22 protein-coding genes are annotated in these 22,389 nt (G+C 72.9%); 11 read left to right on the top strand and 11 right to left on the bottom strand.

Going from position 1 to position 22,389, the window contains the following annotated elements; genetic code table 11:
* Positions 1–25: 25 nt before the first annotated feature.
* A complete protein-coding gene (locus ACFY32_RS03360) occupies positions 26–811 on the top strand; it encodes a class III extradiol ring-cleavage dioxygenase (RefSeq protein ID WP_359195729.1) in 786 nt (261 codons plus the stop codon).
* A 39-nt stretch (positions 812–850) separates the two neighbouring features.
* Here ACFY32_RS03360 and ACFY32_RS03355 read toward each other — a convergent pair whose 3' ends face one another.
* Positions 851–1,369 (bottom strand): N-acetyltransferase family protein, encoded by a 519-nt coding sequence (locus tag ACFY32_RS03355; RefSeq protein WP_359195726.1) that lies wholly within the window; start codon positions 1,367–1,369, stop codon positions 851–853.
* A gap of 198 nt (positions 1,370–1,567) precedes the next feature.
* Between ACFY32_RS03355 and ACFY32_RS03350 the strand changes: the two genes are divergently transcribed.
* Together ACFY32_RS03350 and ACFY32_RS03345 are read left to right on the top strand one after the other, a co-directional pair.
* Positions 1,568–2,566, top strand: a complete 999-nt coding sequence (locus ACFY32_RS03350; RefSeq protein WP_359195723.1) for a sigma-70 family RNA polymerase sigma factor — start codon at positions 1,568–1,570, stop codon at positions 2,564–2,566.
* A 384-nt stretch (positions 2,567–2,950) separates the two neighbouring features.
* Positions 2,951–3,661 (top strand): TetR/AcrR family transcriptional regulator, encoded by a 711-nt coding sequence (locus tag ACFY32_RS03345; protein ID WP_390673308.1) that lies wholly within the window; start codon positions 2,951–2,953, stop codon positions 3,659–3,661.
* 81 nt (positions 3,662–3,742) lie between these two features.
* Here ACFY32_RS03345 and ACFY32_RS03340 read toward each other — a convergent pair whose 3' ends face one another.
* Entirely contained in the window at positions 3,743–4,717 is a 975-nt protein-coding gene (locus ACFY32_RS03340; RefSeq protein WP_390673307.1) for a helix-turn-helix transcriptional regulator, read from the bottom strand.
* A gap of 62 nt (positions 4,718–4,779) precedes the next feature.
* Here ACFY32_RS03340 and ACFY32_RS03335 point away from each other — a divergent pair, with 62 nt between their 5' ends.
* A complete protein-coding gene (locus tag ACFY32_RS03335; protein ID WP_359195717.1) occupies positions 4,780–6,294 on the top strand; it encodes an MFS transporter in 1,515 nt (504 codons plus the stop codon).
* 188 nt (positions 6,295–6,482) lie between these two features.
* Here the strand turns inward: ACFY32_RS03335 and ACFY32_RS03330 are convergent, their stop codons facing one another.
* Together ACFY32_RS03330 and ACFY32_RS03325 are read right to left on the bottom strand one after the other, a co-directional pair.
* Positions 6,483–7,229: a DUF6227 family protein gene (locus tag ACFY32_RS03330; protein WP_359195715.1), complete on the bottom strand. Its 747-nt coding sequence runs from the start codon at positions 7,227–7,229 to the stop codon at positions 6,483–6,485.
* A 274-nt stretch (positions 7,230–7,503) separates the two neighbouring features.
* Positions 7,504–8,547 (bottom strand): P1 family peptidase, encoded by a 1,044-nt coding sequence (locus ACFY32_RS03325; RefSeq protein ID WP_390673306.1) that lies wholly within the window; start codon positions 8,545–8,547, stop codon positions 7,504–7,506.
* A gap of 73 nt (positions 8,548–8,620) precedes the next feature.
* On the opposite strand from ACFY32_RS03325, the gene ACFY32_RS03320 reads away from it, so the two are divergent.
* Positions 8,621–8,803 carry a hypothetical protein gene (locus tag ACFY32_RS03320; RefSeq protein ID WP_359195709.1) on the top strand — a complete coding sequence of 61 codons (183 nt, stop codon included), beginning with the start codon at positions 8,621–8,623 and terminating at the stop codon, positions 8,801–8,803.
* Positions 8,804–8,816: 13 nt separating this feature from the next.
* Here the strand turns inward: ACFY32_RS03320 and ACFY32_RS03315 are convergent, their stop codons facing one another.
* The 6 genes from ACFY32_RS03315 to ACFY32_RS03290 form a co-directional block, all read right to left on the bottom strand.
* A complete protein-coding gene (locus ACFY32_RS03315) occupies positions 8,817–9,290 on the bottom strand; it encodes an MscL family protein (protein ID WP_359195706.1) in 474 nt (157 codons plus the stop codon).
* Positions 9,291–9,410: 120 nt separating this feature from the next.
* A complete protein-coding gene (locus ACFY32_RS03310; protein WP_359195703.1) occupies positions 9,411–9,977 on the bottom strand; it encodes a hypothetical protein in 567 nt (188 codons plus the stop codon).
* Between the two features lie 276 nt (positions 9,978–10,253).
* Complete coding sequence (locus tag ACFY32_RS03305) at positions 10,254–11,096, bottom strand: S-methyl-5'-thioadenosine phosphorylase (protein ID WP_359195700.1); 843 nt, start codon at positions 11,094–11,096, stop codon at positions 10,254–10,256.
* A 99-nt stretch (positions 11,097–11,195) separates the two neighbouring features.
* The gene (locus ACFY32_RS03300) at positions 11,196–11,492 is read right to left on the bottom strand and encodes an FmdB family zinc ribbon protein (protein ID WP_390673305.1); all 297 of its coding nucleotides are present in this window, start codon (positions 11,490–11,492) and stop codon (positions 11,196–11,198) included.
* Between the two features lie 67 nt (positions 11,493–11,559).
* The gene (locus ACFY32_RS03295; protein ID WP_390673304.1) at positions 11,560–12,846 is read right to left on the bottom strand and encodes an MFS transporter; all 1,287 of its coding nucleotides are present in this window, start codon (positions 12,844–12,846) and stop codon (positions 11,560–11,562) included.
* A 222-nt stretch (positions 12,847–13,068) separates the two neighbouring features.
* Positions 13,069–14,637, bottom strand: coding sequence for a potassium/proton antiporter (locus tag ACFY32_RS03290; protein ID WP_359195692.1), 1,569 nt, complete (start codon positions 14,635–14,637; stop codon positions 13,069–13,071).
* 198 nt (positions 14,638–14,835) lie between these two features.
* Between ACFY32_RS03290 and ACFY32_RS03285 the strand changes: the two genes are divergently transcribed.
* Complete coding sequence (locus ACFY32_RS03285; protein WP_390673303.1) at positions 14,836–17,664, top strand: penicillin acylase family protein; 2,829 nt, start codon at positions 14,836–14,838, stop codon at positions 17,662–17,664.
* A gap of 52 nt (positions 17,665–17,716) precedes the next feature.
* Here the strand turns inward: ACFY32_RS03285 and ACFY32_RS03280 are convergent, their stop codons facing one another.
* Positions 17,717–18,337 (bottom strand): 5-formyltetrahydrofolate cyclo-ligase, encoded by a 621-nt coding sequence (locus ACFY32_RS03280; RefSeq protein ID WP_359195687.1) that lies wholly within the window; start codon positions 18,335–18,337, stop codon positions 17,717–17,719.
* A gap of 92 nt (positions 18,338–18,429) precedes the next feature.
* Here ACFY32_RS03280 and galU point away from each other — a divergent pair, with 92 nt between their 5' ends.
* The 5 genes from galU (at position 18,430) to ACFY32_RS03255 (ending at position 22,360) form a co-directional block, all read left to right on the top strand.
* Positions 18,430–19,332 carry a UTP--glucose-1-phosphate uridylyltransferase GalU gene (gene galU, locus ACFY32_RS03275; RefSeq protein ID WP_359195684.1) on the top strand — a complete coding sequence of 301 codons (903 nt, stop codon included), beginning with the start codon at positions 18,430–18,432 and terminating at the stop codon, positions 19,330–19,332.
* Positions 19,333–19,337: 5 nt separating this feature from the next.
* A complete protein-coding gene (glp, locus tag ACFY32_RS03270; protein ID WP_390673302.1) occupies positions 19,338–20,672 on the top strand; it encodes a gephyrin-like molybdotransferase Glp in 1,335 nt (444 codons plus the stop codon).
* 82 nt (positions 20,673–20,754) lie between these two features.
* A complete protein-coding gene (moaC, locus tag ACFY32_RS03265; RefSeq protein ID WP_359195680.1) occupies positions 20,755–21,234 on the top strand; it encodes a cyclic pyranopterin monophosphate synthase MoaC in 480 nt (159 codons plus the stop codon).
* Entirely contained in the window at positions 21,231–21,731 is a 501-nt protein-coding gene (locus ACFY32_RS03260) for a molybdenum cofactor biosynthesis protein B (protein ID WP_390673301.1), read from the top strand. The genes moaC and ACFY32_RS03260 overlap by 4 nt, the downstream gene beginning before the upstream one ends.
* Positions 21,728–22,360 carry a GNAT family protein gene (locus tag ACFY32_RS03255; RefSeq protein ID WP_359195974.1) on the top strand — a complete coding sequence of 211 codons (633 nt, stop codon included), beginning with the start codon at positions 21,728–21,730 and terminating at the stop codon, positions 22,358–22,360. The genes ACFY32_RS03260 and ACFY32_RS03255 overlap by 4 nt, the downstream gene beginning before the upstream one ends.
* Positions 22,361–22,389 lie beyond the last annotated feature (29 nt).

Here is a 22,389-nt window from a genome sequence, read left to right as displayed (position 1 = left end):
TACCTGTCGAGGAGGGAGCGCCGCCATGTCCGCCGCCACCCAGGAACGCATGCCCGCGCTCTACCTCAGCCACGGCGCCCCGCCGCTGGCCGACGACCCCGTCTGGCCCGGCCAGCTCGCCGCCTGGTCCGCCGCCCTCCCGCGCCCCACCGCGATCCTCGTCGTCTCCGCCCACTGGGAGGAGGCCCCGCTCGCGCTCGGCGCCACCGGGACCGTCCCGCTCGTTCACGACTTCTGGGGCTTCCCCGAGCACTACTACCGCGTGCGCTACGACGCCCCGGGCGCGCCCGCGCTCGCCGAGTCCGTCCGCAAGCTGCTGCGCGCCCCCGGCACACCCGTGCAGGACGTCCCGGACCGCGGCCTCGACCACGGTGCCTACGTGCCGCTCGTCGAGATGTACCCGGACGCGCGCATCCCCGTCCTCCAGGTCTCCATGCCGACCCTCGACCCGGTCCGGCTGATGGAGATCGGCCGGAAGCTGGCGCCCCTGCGCGACGAGGGCGTCCTGATCGTCGGCTCCGGCTTCTTCACCCACAACCTCGCCGCGCTGCGGCAGGACGGCACCCCCGCCTGGTCCGCCGAGTTCGACGACTGGGGCCGGCGCGCGCTGGCCGCCGGCGACGTGGACGCCCTGCTCGACTTCGGCCACAAGTCCCCGGCGGGGCGGCTCGCCCACCCCCGCACCGAGCACTTCGCTCCGCTCTTCGTCACGCTGGGCGCGGCGGACGCGGCCGGTGAGCTGGGCACCCAGCGGTCGGTGATCGACGGGTTCTGGCTGGGGCTGGCCAAGCGCTCGGTGCAGTTCGGCTGAGGGGCGGGAGGCCGCCGGGCGGCGCGGCGACGGCGGCGGTCACAACTCCTTCTCGTACCAGGCCACGTCCCAGTACCGGCCGAACTTGCGGCCCACCTCCGTGTACGTACCGGCGTGCCGGAAGCCGAAGCGTTCGTGCAGCCGTACGGACGCCTCGTTGGGCTGCGCGATCCCCGCGTAGGCGCGGTGCACGTCCTCGCCCGCCAGGGCCGCGAAGAGCGCCTTGTAGAGCAGCGTGCCGATCCCGCGGCGCCCCGCGTCCGGGGCCACGTACACCGTCGCCTCCACGGAGGTGGAGTACGCCGGCTTGGGGCGGTACGGGCTGGAGGTGGCGTACCCCAGAATCCGCTGTGAGTCCGCGTCCGCGGCAACCATCAGCCGGTGCGGTCCGTCTTCCGGGTGGGAGAGCAGCCACGGGCGGCGCTCCTGAGGGGTGAAGGGACGGGTGTCGAACGTGATGGGCGTCTCACTCACATAGTGGTTGTAGAGGTCCGTGAGGGCTTCGAGGTCTCCCTCGGTACCGGGCCTGACCTGGACCTCCGCATGCTCCGACCGCATCCCGCCTCCTCGTGTGGCGGCACAGGGTACTGCATGATCAGAAAATCCGGGGGGCTGGTTGGGAATTCTGTCCGGATTCCAGTCGTTGTTTCCATCGGATGCAGGGCACCCGGTGAGTCCGGATCGGTTCGGAGCACTCGGGAGGCACCCAGATTCCACAGCACCACCCGCTGACCCCACCATCGCAAGGGAGCACGCATGGCAACCCGTGCCGTCGCCCGTCGTCAGTCCGCCACCGGCGAGACGGCCGACGCGGCAACCAGCGTCCGCGCCAACGGCGGCGAGCTCGCCGACCGCGATCTGGTCGGCATGTACCTCGACGAGATCGCGCGTACACCGCTGCTCGACGCCGCCAAGGAGGTCGAGCTGTCCCAGATCATCGAGGCGGGTGTGTTCGCACGGCAGGTCCTTGAAGGGTACGAGGACACCGGGGCGGACGCCAGCCGGGAGGAGCTGCAGGCCCTCGTCGACGAGGGCGAGCGCGCCAAGGACGTCTTCATCCGGTCCAACCTCCGCCTCGTCGTGGCCGTCGCCCGCCGCTACCCCCGCAGCGGCCTGCCCCTGCTGGACCTGATCCAGGAGGGCAACGCGGGCCTGGTCCGCGCGGTCGAGAAGTTCGACTACCGCAAGGGCTTCAAGTTCTCCACGTACGCGACCTGGTGGATCAGGCAGGCCATCACCCGGTCGATCGCCGACCAGTCCCGCACCATCCGGCTCCCCGTCCACCTGGTGGAGGAACTGGGCCGCATCCGCCGCGTGCAGCGCGAGTTCAACCGCGAGCACGGCCGCGACCCGGAGCACGCCGAGATCGCCGCCGAGCTGGGCTCCACGCCCGAGCGCGTCACCGACGTGCTCGACTGGGCCCGCGACCCGGTCTCGCTGAACATGCCGGTGGACGACGAGGGCGAGACCCAGTTCGGCGACCTGCTGGAGGACTCCTCCGCCGTCTCGCCCGAGCAGTCCGTGATGACGCTGCTGCGCAGCGAGGAGCTGGACGACCTGATCGGCCGCCTCGACCCGCGCACGGCCTCCATCATCAAGATGCGGTACGGCATCGAGGACGGCCGGGAGCGTACGCTGACCGAGGTCGGCAAGGAGCACGGCCTGACCCGCGAGCGCATCCGCCAGATCGAGAAGCACGCGCTGCTGGAGCTGAAGAAGCTGGCCCGTGACACCGGCTTCGAAGCGGCGGCGTAACGTACGTCCATGCGGACTCCGGCGCGCGGCCGGCGCCCGGTCCCCCGTGGGAACCGGCGTGCGCCGGGCGCGGGTCGGCGCGAACATGGCCGTGGAACGCTGCTTCAACCCACGGGGTCCAGGGAACAAGCATTCAGGGCCCACGTGTTCGGGCCTCGGGTCACCCCCGGCCCCCGAAGACCACGTCCCGTCGCACTCCCCCCGGTGCCGGGACTTTCCCCGAGCCGGACTCGGCGTTCTCCCCCCGGACGCCGGGTCCGGCTCACCCCCCCGCTTCCACGCGCCGGGGCATCTCCAGGCTTGGGGGGCGGGGCACCCCGAACCTGAACCCCGGGGTGGCCCGCCAGATGGCAGATTCTGCCACAGGGGCATAGATTGCCGACGGTGAGCAGCACCACCTCTCAGCCAGATCGGCCCACGCGATCCGCCCCGCCCTCTCCCGGGCCCTCCCTGACCGAGCGGCGCAAGGCCGAGACGCGGATGGAGATCGCCCGCGCCGCCGCCCGCCTCTTCGTCCACCAGGGCCTGCGGGCCACCCGCGCCGAGGACATCGCCCAGGCCGCCGGGATCGCCCCCCGCACCTTCTACCGGTACTTCGCCGCCAAGGAGGAGGCCGTCGCGCCCCTCTACGCGGCCGGCGCCCAGCGCTGGGCCGAGGCCGTCCGCGACGCCCCCGCCGCCCTCTCCCCGCCCGAGGCCCTCGCCCACGCGGTACGGCACACCCTGACGCCCGGCGCCGGGGTGTCGGCGGCCTCCTGGGAGTGGGTGCGCACCCTGGTCCGGCTCTCCGGGACCAGCCCGGCCCTGCGCAAGGTCTGGGCGCAGGAGTGCCACGCCTCGGAACGCACGCTCACCGAGGTGCTCGCCGCCCGCGCGGCCGACGGCGACGACAACGTTGCCGGGCGCCTCGCGGCCTCCCCGTACCTGCGCTTCGCCGCCGCCACCGCGGGCGCCGCCGTCCGCATCGCCGTCGAACACTGGGCCGACGACGACCGCCCGGCCCGCGCCGGCCAGGGCCCCCTCGACGTGGCCCTCGCCAACCTGGCGACGCTGCACGCCCTGCCGTGGGAGACGATCACGCGGGTGCCTGGGTGAGGGGGGCCGGGGCCTGGTCGGGGGGTGCTGTCCGCCCCCCGCCCACCCGGGTGCCCGCCCGAAAGGGCCCTGGTCACAGGGTCACCGTCCGTCCCCGGCCGCCCGGCTCAGCCGGGCCCCCAGCTCCCGTACGCACGCCACCAGCGCCGCCGGTTCCCGGACGCGGAAGTCGAATCCGAGCATCGCCAGGCGGACCGCCAGCCACTCCGGCGAGTCGGTGACGGTCGCCCGCAGCACGCACGAGGTGCCGTCGGCCGTGGGCTCCGGGGAACCGAGCCAGGCCGGTAGCCGGGCCGCGACGACCGGGGCCGGCGCGGCGAAGACGACGACCGCCTCGTAGGAGTCGCCGCGCCGCTGCATGGACCGGCGCAGATACTCCGCCGCGCTCCCGGTGGGCAGCTCGCGGGGCGTGAACCGGGCGCCGGTGGGGAACGGGTCGCTGACCCGGTCGACGCGGAAGGTCCGCCAGTCGTCCCGGCCGAGGTCGTAGGCGACGAGGTACCAGCGCCGCCCGGTCGACACCAGCCGGTACGGCTCGGTCACCCGCCGGGACCCGGTGCCGTCGCCGGCCCGGTAGGCGAATCGGAGCCGCTCGCGGCCGGCCACCGTCGAGGCCATCACGGTGAGCGTCTCGGGGGCGATACTCGGACCGTCCCCGCTGGTCAGCGGGGTGGTCGCCGCCTGAAGGGTGGCGACGCGGTGCCGCAGCCGGGACGGCAGCACCTGCTCCAGCTTGGCCAGCGCCCGCACCGACGCCTCGTCCACGCCCGCGACCGCGTGCCCGGCCCCGGCCCGCAGCCCCACCGCGATCGCCACCGCCTCCTCGTCGTCCAGCACCAGCGGCGGCATCGCCTTGCCCGCGACCAGCCGGTACCCGCCGTCGGCACCCATGGACGCCCGCACCGGATAGCCCAGTTCGCGCAGCCGGTCGATGTCCCGCCGGACCGTGCGCCGGGACACCCCGAGCCGCTCGGCCAGCTCACCGCCGGGCCATTCGCGGGGCGTCTGGAGGAGTGAGAGGAGCGTCAGCAGCCGGGCCGGGGTGTCCGTCGTCATGCGTCCGAGAATGCCTCACCACTAGGACACGATCCGTCCTACTGCCGATCTAGCTTTCGGACATGACCTTCACGCAGACCCCGGACACCGCACCGCCCGGCGCGGCCGACCGCCGCCGCTGGTTCGCCCTCGCGATCGTGATGACCGCCGCCTTCATGGACCTCGTAGACGTCACGATCGTCAACATCGCGATCCCGTCGATCCAGCGGGACGAGGGCGCCACCTTCAGCCAGATCCAGTGGATCACCGCCGGCTACGCCCTCGCCTTCGCCGCCGGACTGATCACCGGCGGCCGGCTCGGCGACATCCACGGCCGCAAACGGGTCTTCCTCATCGGCATCGGCGGCTTCACCCTCGCCTCCGCGCTCTGCGGACTCGCCGCGAACCCGGAGATGCTGGTCGCCTCCCGCGTCCTCCAGGGCGCGATGGCCGCGCTGATGGTCCCGCAGGTCCTGTCGATCGTGCACGCCACCTTCCCCGCGCACGAACGCGGCAAGGTCTTCGGCCTGTTCGGCGCGATCGTCGGCCTCGGCGCGGTCTCCGGACCCCTGCTGGGCGCGCTGCTCACCGAGGGCGACCTGTTCGGCCTGGGATGGCGGCCGATCTTCCTCATCAACCTGCCCGTCGGCATCGCCGGCCTGCTCCTCGGCAGCCGCTTCATCACCGAGTCCAGGGCGCCCCGCGCGCTCCGGCTCGACCTGGTCGGCGTCGCCCTGGTCACCGCCGGCCTGCTGATGCTGGTCTACCCGCTCACCCGGGGCCGCGAGCTGGGCTGGCCGCTGTGGGGATACGGATCGATGGGCGGCGCGCTGGTCGTCTTCGCGGCGCTGGTGGCGTACGAGCGGCGCAAGGCGGCCCGGGACGGCTCACCGCTGATCGAACTGTCCCTGTTCAAGGTCAAGAGCTTCGCGGCGGGCATCGCCGTCCAGACCGTCTTCGGCGTGGCCCTCGGCGTGTTCTTCCTGATCTGGACGCTCTACATGCAGATCGGCCTCGGCTGGAGCGCGCTGCGCGCGGGGCTGACCGGCGTGCCGTTCTCGCTCGCGGTGTCGACGGCGGCCGGGATGTCCGTGCAGAAACTCGTCCCGCGCTTCGGCCGCAAGGTGCTCCGGGCGGGCGCGCTGGTGATGGCGGCCGGCGTACTGCTCTACCTCTGGGAGGCCGGCCGGTACGGCCTGTCCATCACCCCCTGGCAGATGGCCGCGCCCCTGGTCGTCATGGGCGCGGGCATGGGCCTGATCGTCGCCCCGCTGACCGACGCGGTGCTCTCCGGGGTGCCGCGGGAACACGCCGGGGCGGCATCGGGGCTGATCAACACCGTGCAGCAGATGGGCAACGCGCTCGGCCTCGCCCTGGTCTCCGTCGTCTTCTTCGGTGTGATCGACGACCACGTGGGCCCGGCCCGGATCGGCCCGGAGTACGTCGACGCCTTCCAGTACGCGATGGGCTGGGTGGCCGCGGTGATGGGGGTCATCTTCCTGCTGATGACCGCACTGCCGAAGCGCCCGGCCCAGCATGTGGAGGGGGCCGGGGAGCCGGAGGAGGAGGGGGCACGGGAGCGGGAGCTGGTGGCCTGAGGCGGCTCGGGTCCGAGGCGGCCGGTAAAGACCCGGGGTCCCGCCGCCGGCCGTGGCCACGGCCCTGGCCACCACCGTGCGCCGCAACAAGCCGTGCGACGCCGCCGAACGCGCCGGGTCCCGCAGGGGGCCCGGCGCTTCCGTCCGGGCGCCGTCGGGCAGGGGAGCGGGGCGGATGGACGGCCGGGTCAGGAGACCTGGGCCGCCCGCCGCTCCATCGCCCGGCGGGCGTCGTCCTCACTGACGTACACCTCGCACATGTGGCGGCCGTCCGGCGTCGCCGTGTGCTCGACCTCCCACAGGGAGACCTCCTCGCCGTCCCGCAGCAGGAACGCGTGCTCGTACAGCGAGAACGACAACCCCGCGCGCCCGGCCCGTGCCGGACGGCCGAACGCCTGCGTGATCTGATGCGCGGACGCCGTGGCCAGCAGCGCGGCGGTCTCCGCGCCGGGCCGGTCCGCGTTCTCCGCGCGGCGCAGCAGACGGCGCGCGTGGTCCGCCGAACCGTCCGGCACATACGTGTGGCGCGGCGCCGGGATCGGCGACAACTGCACCAGCACCGGCAGCTCGAAGTCCGGCGTGTCCGCGGGCAGCGGCAGCTTCCCGGTGGCGGCCCGCAGCTCCTCCTCGTCCACGTACACCTCGTGCTGCGGCTCACTGCCCGGCGAGGTGTTGTGCACCAGCTCCCACAGCGTGAGCGCCGAACCGTCGGCGAGCAGCCAGGTGTGCCGGTACGTCTCCCGGTGCAGCCCCGCGCTGTGGTGCGCGGAGTGCAGCGAACCGTCGTGCGCCAGCGCGCAGTCCAGTCGGCGGAGCGTCTCGTCGGGCAACTCGAACGAATTGATGGCGCGGCCGAGCAGCCGCGCGAGATGCTCCTCCGGAGACTCGGGCGACTCGGGTGGTTCGTACGCTGCGGTCTCGTACGGAACGCTCAAGGTTTCTCCCGGCGTTGCTGCATGTCACCTTGTGGGTGCATACCGTAGCCCCTCGGTCGGACATCGTGCCCCGGAACCGAGAAAACGTCTGGGGGAAAAACGCGCGGGCCGCGGAAAGAATTCCCGCGCGGCCCGACCGTCCCTCAAAATCCGCTGCTCAGACGGCACTTGAGGCGATCCACTCGCTCCACGGCAGGTTCCAGCCGTCGCGCCCGTTGCCCCCTCCCCTCCCCCTCCCCTCCCCCTCCCCTCCCCCTCCCCCTCACCCTCACCCTCACCCCACCCCGTACAGCTCCCGATACGAAGGCCAGCCGCCGCCCGCCCCGCCCACCGGCCCGTCCGTCCCCTCCGCCGCCAGCACGGCCCGGGTGATCGCGCGGGTCACCATGTCGGCGCCGGCCGCCAGGATGTCGTTCAGGGCCAGCGGCCGGCCGGCGTCGAGCGGGCGGGCGCCGGTGGCCAGGGCGAAGACCGTGTCGCCGTCGCTCAGGAGGTGGACCGGGCGGACGGCTCGGGCGATGCCGTCGTGGGACGTGCCGGCCAGCTTCTGGGCCTGGGCCCTGGTCAGGCCGGCGTCGGTGGCGACGACGGCGAGCGTGGTGTTGAGCGGGGGAGGGGCGTTGCGGGCCGCGACCTCGGCGAGGCGCCGCCGGGCGGTCTCCCGTACGTCCGCCTCGGGGCAGGCCGGGCGCCGTCCCTCCCACAACTGCCCGTACAGCACCCCCGTTTCCGTATCCAGTGCCGATCCCGCCGCGTTGGCCACCACCAGGGCGGCGACCGTCACCCCCGTGTCCAGGACGGTGCTCGCGGTGCCCACGCCGCCTTTCAGCAGGCCGATCACGGCCCCCGTACCGGCGCCCACGCATCCCTCGGGCACGGGGGCTCCCGGGGCGCTCGCGGCGGCGGCCTCGACGGCGGCCCGTCCGGTGGCCGCGTCCGGGCGGGCCCGGAAGTCGCCGCCGCGGCCCAGGTCGAAGACGCAGGCGGCGGGCACGACCGGGACGACGTGGGCCGGGTCAGGTCCGACCCGCACGCCGCGGCCCCGTTCCTCCAGCCAGGCCATCACCCCGGACGCCGCGTCCAGCCCGTAGGCGCTGCCGCCGGTCAGGACGATCGCCTCGACCTTCTGGACGACGTTGCGCGGGTCCAGGGCGTCGGTCTCCTTGGTGCCGGGTCCGCCGCCGCGCACGTCCACCGCGGCGACCGCACCGCCTTCCGGGGCCAGCACGACCGTCGTGCCGGTGAGCCATCCGCCGCCGGCGCGGGTCGCGTGGCCGACCCGCACCCCGGTGACGTCCGTCAACGCGTCAGCAGTCATGCCGCCAGTGTCGTCCAGGCGCCGGCGCCCCCGGGGCCGACGCGGCGGGTCCGGGCCGCCGTACCCTGGAGGCATGAGCGATGTCCCCGAGCCCGAGCCGCGTGCGCCCAAGCCCGCGTTGATCTTCGACGATCCGCTGGACCAGCAGTCCTCGGACGACACGGACCGCGGGTGGGGCGAGCGGCCGGGCGGCGACGGGGGCGCGGCGGCCGATCTCAAGCGCTTCCTCGACGAGAAGCCGCCGCACCACCTCTGACGGGTTCCCTGAGCTAGGGGCGGTCGTGGCCCGAGCCGCGCTGGGCGACGAGCGCGTCCCGGATCTCCTTGAGCACCTCCAGCTCGCTCACCTCCACGATCTCCTTCGTGCCCTCCTTGGCCCTGCGGCGGGCCTCCTGCCGGGCCAGGTACTTCGACATGGGCAGGACCATCAGGAAGTAGACGACGGCCGCCGTGATCAGGAAGGTGAGCGTGGCGCCGAGGACGGAACCCCACATGATGGGGATGCCCTTGGTGACCGTGCCGTCCTTCGCGACCTCGCAGGGTGCCTTCAGACAGGAGCTGTAGTGGTCCAGGCTCTTGGTGCCGAAGGCTCCGACCAGGGGGTTGATGATCCCCTTCACCACCGAGTTCACGATGTTGGTGAAGGCGGCGCCGATGACGACCGCCACGGCCAGGTCGATGACGTTCCCGCGCATCAGGAAGGCCTTGAAGCCCTCCAGGACGCTCGGCTTCTTCTCGCTCACCTCGGTGGATCTCCTCGCATGAACAGCTTGTGGAACAAAACGCTCCGCAACCTACGTCAGTGTCGGGCCGCCCTGTCCAGTCCGGCCCCCGCACCGAGGGGGCGGACGCCGGGGCCTGGGTCAGCACAGTGTCACCGCCAGCCGTGCCAGGGCTCCCGCGCCGACCAGTTTCGCCGCCGTGCCGCGCGGCACCGACAGCACCACCAGCGCCCCGCCAGGCCCGCCAGACCCACCCGGGTCGGCGGTCTCCGGGACCTCGGTGACCCGCGCCCCTCGCGCCAGCACGGAGGTGCCGCCGCCCGCCTCGGCCGCCACCACGTCGACCCGGTCCCCGGGCCGGAGCAGTCGTACGGTCTCCGCGTCGGCGATCCGCACCGGTGCCGCCACCGGTTTCGCGGCAGGGCGCTGCGGGGCCCGGCCGGCCGCCGGATGCCCTCTGGCCCGCCGCTCGTCCCGCTGGTCGGCGCCTGTCGGCGGGCCCAGCGCCAGCAGTGCCGCCGCGGTGACCGCCAGTCCGGCGGCCGCCGCGCGCCGCCGGTGCCGTGCCAGCCGGTGCGTCTGGTCGCGTCCGCCGCGCACCCGTACCGGCCCGAAGTGCGGCACCTCGCGGGTGGGCGGGGCGTCGGTGCCCAGCGGGCGGGGCAGGGCGGCGTGCGGGGACGGCGGGGGGAGCGGGGCGTAGGACATGGTGACCACCACCTGCGACGAGGGACCGGCTTGCGCTCACCACGATGAGGCCGTGCGCCGCCGGCCGCCGGAGCCCGTGGGCTACCGGCCGGTTGTGGACAACCCGCTCACCCGAAGGGGGCGTTCCACGCCCGGGACGTCTGCGTCCCCCACCCAGGAAGCCCTCGTCCACCACCTGGGAACCCTCGTGACCACGTCCGGAGCCGGAGCCGGAGCCGTCACGGCAGCGGAAACCCGCGATCGACCGTCACGGCAGCGGAAACCCGCGACCGACCGTCACGGCAGCGGGAAGCCCGGGTCCATTCCGCCCAGGGCCGCCGCGCATCCGCAGTCGCGTTCCGTCGCGGCCGGCAGTGCGGCCACCGCGTCGAAGAGCACCCCGCGCAGCCGGTCCACGTTCGCCGCGAACACCCGCAGCACTTCCTCGTGCGAGACGCCCTCGCCGCTCTCGGCGCCCGCGTCGAGGTCGGTGACGAGGGTCAGTGACGTGTAGCACAGCTCCAGTTCCCGGGCGAGGGCCGCTTCCGGGTGGCCGGTCATGCCCACCACGGACCAGCCCTGCGCCTGGTGCCACAACGATTCGGCACGGGTGGAGAAGCGCGGCCCCTCGACCACGACCAGGGTGCCGCCGTCCACCGCTTCCCAGTCCCGGCCCCGCGCCGCCTTCAGCGCGGCGGCCCGTCCGGCCGGGCAGTACGGGTCGGCCAGCGACACGTGCACCACGTTCGGCACCGTGCCGTCGGGCCGGGGCAGTCCGTCGAAGTACGTCGTGGCGCGGGACTTGGTGCGGTCCACGAACTGGTCGGGCACCAGCAGCGTGCCGGGTCCGTACTCGGGGCGCAGCCCGCCGACCGCGCACGGGCCGAGGACCTGGCGGACGCCGGCCGACCGGAGTGCCCAGAGGTTGGCCCGGTAGTTGATGCGGTGCGGCGGCAGATGGTGGCCGCGGCCGTGCCGGGGCAGGAAGGCGACCCGCCGGCCGGCGACCTCGCCGAGGAAGAGGGAGTCGCTGGGAGCCCCGTAGGGGGTGTCCACCGCGACCTCGGTCACGTCGTCGAGGAACGAGTAGAAACCGGAGCCGCCGATCACGCCGATCTCGGCGTTCGCCTTGTTCGCCATGCCCGCACCCTAGCCGTCGGCTCCGGACCGGAGAACGCCCGAGACCCCGTCGTCGGACGACGACAGGGTCCCGGGGAAGAGAATGCTCGCGCGGTCGGCTCAGGCGGCGCTGGCCGAGCCCGACGACGACCCGGAGTCCGAGGAGGACGACGAGGACGTCGAGGACGTCGACGAGGACGACGACGGCTTGGACGACGCCGGCGAGCTGCTCGACGAGGAGCCGCGGCTGTCGTTGCGGTAGAAGCCGGAGCCCTTGAAGACGATGCCGACGGCCGAGAAGACCTTCTTCAGGCGGCCCCCGCAGTTGGGGCACTCGGTCAGGGCGTCATCGGTGAACTTCTGCACCGCCTCGAGGCCCTCGCCGCACTCGGTGCACTGGTACTGGTAGGTCGGCACTGTCTTCCTCCTGGCACTCTCACTCAATGAGTGCTAACGACGGTCCATAGTGACGTATTCCTCGGCGTCAGTCCACTGCGACGGGCGAGCGGTGATCCACGCCACGTGCCACGGTCCGTCCGCCGGACCGTCCCGTCAGGTGGGAGCGCAGGGCGAGCAGCGTGCCCAGGGCGAGCACCGTGCCCGCCATCGGCACCAGGAAACCGGCGCCGTCCCACAGGCGGTCCTCCGCCTGGCCCGCGGCCGTCACGGCGACCGCCTGGCCGAGGGCGACCGCGCCGGTCAGCCAGGTGAACGCCTCGGTGCGGGCCCCGGCCGGGACCAGGGTCTCCACCAGGGTGTAGCCGGTGACCAGGGCGGGCGCGATGCACATGCCGACGAGCAGGCCGAGGCCGGCCAGCAGCAGCACCGAGTGCGCGGCCCACAGGCCGGACGCGGTGACCGCCAGGGCGGTGTAGCCGGCCAGCAGGCGGCGGTGCGGGGCGATCTTCCAGGCGATGGCGCCGCAGGCGACGCCGGAGAGCATGTTTCCCGCGGCGAAGACGCCGTAGAGGACGCCGTTCAGGCCGGGCTCGCCGATCGACTCGGTGAACGCGGCCAGCGACACCTGCATGCCGCCGAAGACCGAGCCGATGCCGAGGAAGGCCACGACCAGTACGCGGACGCCGGGGACGCGCAGCGCCGGGACGGGCCGCACGCGCGCCTGCCCGCCGTCGGAGCCGGTGCGGCCGACGGACGGCTGGGTGCGTTTCTGCGCGGCGAACAGCAGGCCGCCCAGCAGGGTGAGCGCGGCCTCGGTGACCAGTCCGGCGGCGGGGTCGACGGCCGTGCACAGGGCGGTGGCCAGCAGCGGGCCGACGACGAAGGTCAGCTCGTCGGTGACGGACTCGAAGGCCGCCGCGGTGGACATCAGGGGCGAGTCCTTGAGCGCCACGCCCCAGCGGGCGCGCACCATGGGCCCGACCTGCGGCACCGAGGCGCCGGTGGGTACGGCCGCCGCGAACAGCGCCCACAGGGGCGCGTCCGCGAGCGCCAGGCCGGTCAGCGCCAGCCCGGACAGGACGTGCGCCAGGACGCCGGGGGCCAGGACGGCGCGCTGCCCGTAGCGGTCGGCGAGCCGTCCGCTGTAGGGGGCGAACACTGCCATGGAGACGCCGGTGACGGCGGCGGCGGCGCCGGCCGCGCCGTAGGAGCCGGTGGTGTGCTGGACGAGGAGGACGATGGAGATCGTCAGCATCGCGAACGGCTGGCGGGCCGCGAAGCCGGGGAGCAGGAACGTCCAGGCGCCGCGGGTGCGCAGCAACTGTCCGTATCCGGGGCGGGTCCTCTTCGCCGGGGTGACCGTGGCTGCCACGGTCCGTGCCTTTCCGCCGCCTGGTAGCGCGGTCGCCGGTCAGGGCGCGCGCCGAGAGCTGTCCTCTTGCGCGGACTGCGGTAGATACCGGGACCCGCCCTCGGAAAGGGGGACGCGTACGAAGGACGCGTCACGGGGCGATCCGGCCGCCATACGGTCGCGCCAGCTCTGCGTCAGGCAGAGTTGGTTCGATCAGGTGACCCCTTCATCGTACAGGGACGTTCACGCGGAGCCGTGCCGTTCGTGGGTGCCTCCGGTGCCCAGCCAGCTCGCGAGCTTGCCGCCGCGGCCGACCGCGCGCAGCCGTTCCTCGGCGGCGTCGCGGACCGGGTCGGTGGCGACCACCAGGAGTTCGTCGCCGCGCCGCAGCACGGTGGTGGGCGCCGGTACGAAGGAGGTGCCGTCGCGGACGACGAGGGTGACGGCGGACCCGGCGGGCAGCCGCAGTTCGGCGACCTCGACGCCGTGCATCCGGGAGCCCTCGGGGATGGCGACCGACAGCAGGTGCCCGCGCAGCCGTTCCAGGGGGGCGGACTCGATGCCGAGGTCGGCGGCCTCCGAGTCGTCGCCCAGGCGCAGCTTGCGGCCCAGCCAGGGCAGGGTGGGGCCCTGGACGAGGGTGTAGACGACGACCAGGACGAAGACGATGTTGAAGATGCGCTGGCTGCCCTGGACACCCTCGACCATGGGGATGGTCGCCAGGATGATGGGGACCGCGCCGCGCAGTCCCGCCCAGGACATCAGGGCCTGCTCCTGCCAGGGCACCCGGAACGGCAGCAGGCACAGCACCACGCTCAGCGGGCGGGCCACCATGGTCAGCACCAGGCCGATGAGGAGGGCGGGCAGGATGTCGTCGCCCAGTTCGTGCGGGGTGACCAGCAGGCCGAGCAGGACGAACATGCCGATCTGGGCGATCCAGCCGAGCCCGTCGGCGAACCCGCGGGTGGCCGGCCAGTGCGGCAGCCGGGCGTTGCCCATCACCATGGCGGCCAGGTAGACGGCGAGGAAGCCGCTGCCGTGGGCCATGGCACCGGCGGCGTAGGCCGTGACGGCGATCGCCATGACGGCGATGGGGTAGAGGCCGGACGCGGGCAGCGCCACGTGCCTGAGGCCCCAGGAGCCCAGCCAGCCCACCGCGAGGCCGATGGCCGCGCCGATGGCCAGCTCCAGCAGGATCTCGCCCAGCAGTACGTACCAGTGCTCCATCGGGCCGGCCGTGGAGAAGGCGACCACCAGGATGACGACGGGGGCGTCGTTGAAGCCGGACTCGGCCTCCAGGGTGCCCGTTATCCGCGCGGGCAGCGGGATGCGGCGCAGCACGGAGAAGACGGCCGCCGCGTCCGTGGAGGACACCACCGCCCCGATGATCAATGCCTGCCGCCACTCCAGTCCGGTCAGGTAGTGGGCGCCTGCCGCGGTGACGCCGACGCTGACGGCGACCCCGGCCAGGGCCAGGGCGGAGGCGGCGGGCAGGACGGGCCTGATCTCCGTCCACTTCGTGCCGAGGCCGCCCTCGGCGAGGATCACGACCAGGGCGGCGTATCCGATGACCTGGGTGAGTTCGGCGCTGTCGAAGTGGATGTCGCCGATGCCGTCCTGGCCCATGGCGACGCCGATGGCGAGGTAGACGAGCAGGCTGGGGAGCCCGCTGCGCGAGGAGATCCGGACCGCGGCCACCGCGACGAGCAGGACGAGCGAGCAGACGAGCAGGAGCTGGTTGAGGTGGTGAACAGTCAGCGGCCGTTCCTTCCCGACAGAAGAGACACAACTAGTTGGCTGGAAAAGACACAACTAGTTCGTTACCTTACCTAACTCTTGACGATTTCTTGACGCGGCCCTTGGCAAGATCGAACGCCCGTGCCCGCTGCTTCCCGACTCCGCGTCAAGGCGCGCCGGGCCCTGCGCCTATGGTTGCTCCAGCGCTCAAGAGACGCTCAGCAGAAAGCACAGCCCGCCCCTGCCGCTCGTGTTAGGACAGCAAGGACAGCGATGCCCCCCACCAACACCGCCTCTTCGGGTCAGCAGCCCGCCAAGTCGCGCAGGAAAAAGGGGCGCAAAGCCCGACTGATCGTCCTCGTGCTGGTCCTGGCCATCATCGGCGGCCTGGCCTACGGGGCGTACTGGTCGATCAGTACCGTCCGCGCCTCCTTCCCGCAGACCAAGGGCTCCCTCACCCTGGACGGCCTGTCGGGCCCGGTCGACGTCAAGCGCGACGGCTACGGCATCCCGCAGATCTACGCCTCCTCCGACGAGGACCTCTTCATGGCGCAGGGCTTCGTCCAGGCGCAGGACCGGTTCTACGAGATGGACGTGCGCCGGCACATGACCTCCGGGCGCCTGTCGGAGATGTTCGGCAAGAGCCAGGTCAAGAACGACGAGTTCCTGCGCACCCTCGGCTGGGACCGGGTGGCGAAGCAGGAGTACGACGAGAAGCTCTCCGACTCCACGAAGAAGTACCTCCAGGCGTACGCCAAGGGGGTCAACGCCTACCTCGCGGGCAAGGACGGCGCGGACATCTCCCTGGAGTACGCCGCGCTGGGCTTCACCAACGACTACGCGCCGCGGAAGTGGACGCCGGTCGACTCGGTCTCCTGGCTGAAGGCGATGGCCTGGGACCTGCGCGGCAACATGCAGGACGAGATCGACCGCGCCCTGATGACCAGCCGCCTGGGCCCCAAGCAGATCGCCGACCTCTACCCGGAGTACCCCTACGACCGGAACAAGGCGATCGTCCAGGAGGGGCAGTACAACGAGCTGACGGGGACCTTCGAGGGCGGCGACGGCGGCACGACCGGCACGGGCACGGCGGGCGCCTCGGGCGTCACCGGCACGACGGGCACCTCGGGCACGACGGGCACCGGCACCACGGGCACCGGCACCACCGGCACCGGCACCTCGACGCCCGGCGCCTCCGCCCTCCAGAGCCAGCTCTCGGGCTTGCAGAGCGTCCTGGAGGACCTGCCCACGGCCGTCGGCGTGAACGGCAACGGGATCGGCTCCAACTCCTGGGTGGTGTCCGGCAAGCACACCATCACCGGCAAGCCGCTGCTCGCCAACGACCCGCACCTGTCCCCGTCGCTGCCCTCCGTCTGGTACCAGATGGGCCTGCACTGCCGCAGCGTCTCGGCGAAGTGCCAGTACGACGTCACCGGCTACACCTTCGCGGGCATGCCAGGCGTCGTCATCGGCCACAACCAGAAGATCGCCTGGGGCCTGACCAACTCCGGCGCCGACGTCACCGACCTCTACCTGGAGAAGCTCACCGCCGACGGCTACCAGTACGACGGCAAGGTGGTCCCCTTCGAGACCCGCGAGGAGACCATCCAGGTCGCCGGCGGCAAGTCCAAGAAGATCGTGGTCCGCTCCACCAACAACGGGCCGTTGCTGTCCGACCGCGACGACGAACTCGTCAAGGTCGGCAGGAAGGCCGCTGTCGACGCCGCCGCCCCCGACCGCGGCGACGGCTACGGCGTCGTCCTGCGCTGGACCGCCCTGGAGCCCGGCACCAGCATGGACGCCGTCTTCGCGATCGACCGCGCCGAGAACTGGCAGGAGTTCCGTGAGGGCGCCGCCCTGTTCGACGTGCCCTCGCAGAACCTCGTCTACGCCGACACCGACGACCACATCGGCTACACCCTCCCCGGGCAGATCCCGATCCGCGCCGAGAACCACGACGGCTCCCTCCCGGCACCGGGCTGGGACCCCGACTACCGCTGGACCGGCAAGTACATCGAGGACGACGAACTGCCCTACGAGTACGACCCGGAGCGCGGCTACATCGTCACCGCCAACCAGGCCGTCGTCGACCAGGACGACTACCCCTACACGCTCACCACCGACTGGGGCTACGGCACCCGCAGCCAGCGGATCGGCGAGCTGATCGAGCAGAAGATCGAGGACGGCGGCAAGATCTCCACCGACGACATGCGGCAGATGCAGCTCGACAACAGCAACGAGATCGCCCGGAAGCTGGTGCCCGCGCTGCTCAAGATCGACGTCGGTGACAAGGACGTCCGCCAGGCGCAGAAACTCCTGGAGGGCTGGGACTACACCCAGGACGCCGACTCGGCCGCCGCCGCGTACTTCAACGCCGTCTGGCGCAACATGCTCAAGCTCGCCTTCGGCAACAAGCTGCCCAAGGAACTGCGCGTCGAGGGCCAGTGCCTGTGGGTCGACCCGGTCGACACCACCGGCCCGGCCGACGAGGAGCGCAAGGTCCGCGAGTGCGGCCGGCGCGACGCCGACGAGGCGCAGCCGGACGGCGGCGACCGCTGGTTCGAGGTGGTCCGCACCCTGGTGGACGACCAGGACAGCGACTGGTGGACCACACCCGCGAGCGGCACCCGCAAGGGCGCCGACCACAACCGCGACGACCTGTTCAAGCGCGCCATGGTCGACGCCCGCTGGGAACTGACCGCCAAGCTCGGCAAGGACATCGACACCTGGAGCTGGGGCCGGCTGCACCGCCTGTTCCTGAAGAACCAGACCCTCGGCACCTCCGGCCCCGGCTTCCTCAAGTACGCGCTCAACCGCGGCCCGTGGAAGCTCAGCGGCGGCGAGGCGGCGGTCAACGCCACCGGCTGGAACGCGGCCGGCGGCTACGGCGTCATCTGGGTGCCGTCGATGCGGATGGTGGTCAACCTCGGCGACCTCGACAAGTCCCGCTGGATCAACCTCAGCGGCGCCTCGGGACACGCCTACAGCGCCCACTACACCGACCAGACCGGCAAATGGGCCAAGGGCGAGCTGCTGCCCTGGTCGTTCTCCGGCAAGGCGGTCCAGGGCAGCACCACCGACACGCTCGTGCTCAAGCCCTGAGCGACGCGGCAGCAGGGCGGCCCCCACGCGTGCGTGGGGGCCGCCGTCGTGTTCAGCCCCGGCGGAAGCGCCGCACCCCCGAGGGCGTCACCGCCGCGTCCACCGGCCGGTCGTGCGGCTCGCGCGGGAGGTGGCCGACCACCTCGCCGTCGTAGAGCAGCACCAGCAGCGCCGGGCGTGCCCCCGCCCGCTCCAGGCGCGCCAGCACCCGGTCGTAGGAGCCGCCGCCGCGTCCCAGCCGCACACCGCGCGGGTCGACCGCGAGGCCCGGCAGCAGCACCGCGTCCGCGCCGGTCACCGCGTCCGGGCCGAGCCGCCGGCCGGCCGGCTCCCACAGCGCCATCCGCCCGCCGTGCCGCACGCGCGTGAGGGAGTCCTCCCCGGCGTAGCCGCCCCAGTCCAGGTCGTCGTCGGGCAGCAGCACCGGCAGCAGCACCCGCGTCCCCCGTGCGCGCAGCGCGTCGAGCAGCGCGCGTGTGCCCGGCTCGGCGCCCACGGAGACGTACGCCGCCACCGTGCGCGCCTGCGCCAGCTCCGGCAGCGCGAGCGCCCGCCCGGCCAGCGCGTCGGCGGTTTCCCGCAGGTCATCTGCCGTCAACCTGTTCCTCACCGCGAGGAGTTCCCGCCGCAACGTCCGCTTGCCAGACTCGTCCGCGGCCCCACTGTGCGTCATGATCACTCCCGTACGGTTCCCATATGCTCATATGAGCGTCAAGCGGCTGGAGTCACAGATTCCGCCCAATGGCACCGGATATGGTGGCCCGCATGACTCAGTCGCACCCCAGGATCAGCAAGGCTGTCATCCCCGCAGCGGGCCTCGGTACCCGGTTCCTGCCGGCCACCAAGGCCACTCCCAAGGAGATGCTGCCGGTGGTCGACAAGCCCGCGATCCAGTACGTGGTCGAGGAGGCCGTCGCGGCGGGCCTCGACGACGTCCTCATGGTGACGGGCCGCAACAAGCGCCCCCTGGAGGACCACTTCGACCGCAATTACGAGCTGGAGTCCGCCCTGGAGAAGAAGGGCGACACCGAGCGGCTGGCCAAGGTCCAGGAGTCGAGCGACCTGGCGATGATCCACTACGTGCGGCAGGGCGACCCCAGGGGCCTGGGCCACGCCGTCCTGTGCGCCGCCCCGCACGTCGGCGACGAGCCCTTCGCCGTCCTCCTCGGCGACGACCTGATCGACCCCCGCGACCCGCTGCTCCGGCGCATGATCGAGGTCCAGGAGCAGTACGGCGGCAGCGTCATCGCCCTCATGGAGGTGGCCCCCGAGCAGATCCACCTCTACGGCTGCGCCGCCGTCGACACCACCGAGGACGGCGACGTCGTCAAGGTCAGCGCACTGGTCGAGAAGCCCGACCCGGCCGACGCGCCCTCCAACTACGCCGTCATCGGCCGCTACGTCCTGGACCCGCACGTCTTCGGCATACTGCGCCGGACCGAGCCGGGCCGCGGGGGCGAGATCCAGCTCACCGACGCCCTCCAGCAGTTGGCCTCCGACGAGAAGGTCGGCGGCCCCGTGCACGGCGTCGTCTTCAAGGGCCGCCGCTATGACACCGGCGACCGCGGCGACTATCTGCGTGCCATTGTCAGACTCGCATGCGAACGTGAGGACCTGGGCCCGGACTTCCGGGCCTGGCTTCGCAGTTACACAGCCGAGGAGATGTAACCACGTTGAGCAGCGCAGCGCCCCGCGCCACCGGCCACGACCAGGGCGAGGACCGCCTGTGGTCGGTGGAGGACCACCTGGAGGACATCCTCGCCACCGTCCGCCCCCTGGAGCCCATCGAGCTGAACCTCCTCGACGCCCAGGGCTGCGTCCTGGTCGAGGACATCACGGTGCCGGTCTCCCTGCCACCGTTCGACAACAGCTCGATGGACGGGTACGCGGTGCGCGTCGCGGACGTCGCGGGCGCCGGCGAGGAGTTCCCGGCCGCCCTGGAGGTCGTCGGGGACGTCGCCGCCGGCGCGTCCGAGCCGCCGCACGTCGGCCCCGGCCAGGCCGCCCGCATCATGACCGGCGCCCCGCTGCCGCCCGGCGCCGAGACGGTCGTGCCCGTCGAGTGGACCGACGGCGGCCTCGGCCACGGCCCGGTCGACCGGATGCGCGCGAGCAGCCAGGCCCCCGAGGGCGCCCGGGGCCAGGTCCAGGTGTACCGGCCGGCCGGCCCGCGCGCCCATGTGCGCGCCGCGGGCAGCGACGTACGGGCCGGCGACCGCGCCCTGGCCGCGGGCACCCTCCTCGGTCCGCCCCAGATCGGCCTGCTCGCCGCGATCGGCCGCGGCCGGGTCACGGTCCGCCCCCGCCCCCGCGTGGTGGTGCTCTCCACCGGCAGCGAACTCGTCCAGCCCGACGAGCGACTGGCGCACGGTCAGATCTACGACTCCAACAGCTTCGCCCTGACCGCCGCCGCCCGCGACGCCGGCGCGATCGCCTACCGCGTGGGCGCCGTCGCCGACGACCCCGAGACCCTGCGGTCCACCATCGAGGACCAGCTCGTCCGCGCCGACCTGATGGTCACCACCGGCGGGGTGAGCGTCGGCGCCTACGACGTGGTCAAGGAGGCCCTCGCGCACGTCGCCGACGCCGACGAGCCGGGCAGCGGCGTGGAGTTCCGCAAGCTCGCCATGCAGCCCGGCAAGCCGCAGGGCTTCGGCTCCATCGGCCCCGACCACACCCCGCTGCTGGCCCTGCCGGGCAACCCGGTCTCCTCGTACGTCTCCTTCGAACTGTTCGTGCGGCCCGCGATCCGCACCCTCATGGGGCTGCCCGACGTCCACCGCCCCCGCGCCACCGCCCGCCTGGCCGCCGAACAGGCGCTGACCTCCCCCAAGGGCCGCCGGCAGTTCCTGCGCGCCCGGTACGCCGACGGGTCGGTCACCCCGGTCGGCGGCGCCTCCTCGCACCTGGTGGCCGCCCTCGCCCGCGCGGACGCGCTGATCGTCGTCCCCGAGGACACCGAGACCGTCGAGCCCGGCACCGAGGTCGAGGTGGTCCGGCTCGGCTGAGCGGCCCGCCCGGCCCCACCGCCCCGCCGGGTTGGGGGTACCGTGTCGCGCACGACAGGCCGGACCGGGAGCGCCGCACAGCATGAGCACGCAGGATCGACTGACCCACATCGACGCGTCGGGCGCCGCCCGCATGGTCGACGTATCGGAGAAGGACGTGACCGCGCGCACCGCCCGCGCCAGTGGCCGCGTCCTCGTCGCGCCCCGCGTGGTCGAGCTGCTGCGCGGCGCCGGGGTGCCCAAGGGCGACGCGCTGGCCACCGCGCGGATCGCGGGCATCATGGGCGCCAAGCGCACCCCCGACCTGATCCCGCTCTGCCACCCGTTGTCGGTGTCCGGTGTGACACTGGACCTGTCGGTCGCGGACGACGCCGTGGAGATCACGGCGACCGTGCGGACGACGGACCGCACGGGCGTCGAGATGGAGGCCCTCACCGCGGTCACCGTCGCCGCGCTCACCGTGGTCGACATGGTGAAGGCGGTCGACAAGGGAGCGGTCATCACGGACGTGCGGGTGGAGGAGAAGACGGGCGGCAAGTCGGGCGACTGGAGCCGGTCATGACGTACCGCGCGCTGGTCGTCACCGCCTCCAACCGGGCCGCCGCCGGGGTCTACGCGGACCGGGGCGGCCCCCTGATCGCCGACGCCCTCGGACGGCTCGGCTTCAGCGTCGACGGCCCCCGGGTGGTCCCCGACGGCGACCCCGTCGAGGCCGCCCTGCGGGCCGGCGTCGAGGCGGGCTACGACGCGATCGTCACCACCGGCGGCACCGGCCTCTCCCCGACCGACCGCACCCCCGAGGCGACCCGCGCGGTGATCGCCTACGAGGTGCCGGGCATCGCCGAGGCCATCCGGGCGTACGGCCGGGACAAGGTGCCGACCGCGGCGCTCTCCCGGGGACTGGCGGGCGTGGCCGGCGGCACGCTGATCGTCAACCTGCCCGGTTCCACCGGAGGGGTGAAGGACGGGCTCGCGGTCCTCGAACCCCTGCTCCAGCACGCGGTCGAACAGATCCGCGGCGGCGACCATCCCGGCTCCGGCAGTGGGGGTGCGAGCTGAACAGCCCCTCGTGGCCCGTCGAACTGACGGACGGCGACATCGTCCTGAGGCCGATAAAGCTGCGCGACCAGCGGGCCTGGCGCGAGGTCAACCGCCGCAACCGCGACTGGCTGCGGCCCTGGGAGGCCACCATCCCGCCGCCCACGCCCGGCGGCCCGTCGACGCACCGTCCGACCTACCGCCAGATGGTCCGCCACCTGCGCTCCGAGGCGAACGCGGGCCGGATGCTGCCCTTCGTCGTCGAGTACCGGGGGCAACTGGTCGGCCAGTTGACGGTCGCCGGGATCACCTGGGGCTCGATGTGCTCCGGGCACATCGGCTACTGGGTGGACGAGGCGGTGGCCGGACGCGGGGTGATGCCGACCGCCGTGGCGCTCGTCGTCGACCACTGTTTCCACACCGTCGGGCTGCACCGCGTCGAGGTCTGCATCCGCCCGGAGAACGGGCCGAGCCGCCGGGTGGTGGAGAAACTGGGATTCCGCGAGGAAGGGCTCAGGCCCCGCTATCTCCATATCGACGGCGCCTGGCGCGATCACCTGGTCTTCGCCCTGACCGCCGAGGAGGTCCCCGACGGACTGCTGCGCCGCTGGCGCCGCACCCGCGCCCAGGACACCTCCGGAATTGAATAAACGTTCGAAAGAACTCTCGCTATTGTCAT

Origin of the sequence: Streptomyces sp. NPDC000134 (genome assembly GCF_042899225.1) — a bacterium.
In the GTDB taxonomy this organism is placed as follows: Bacteria; Actinomycetota; Actinomycetes; order Streptomycetales; family Streptomycetaceae; genus Streptomyces.
This window is presented reverse-complemented; position numbering and strand designations above follow the sequence as displayed.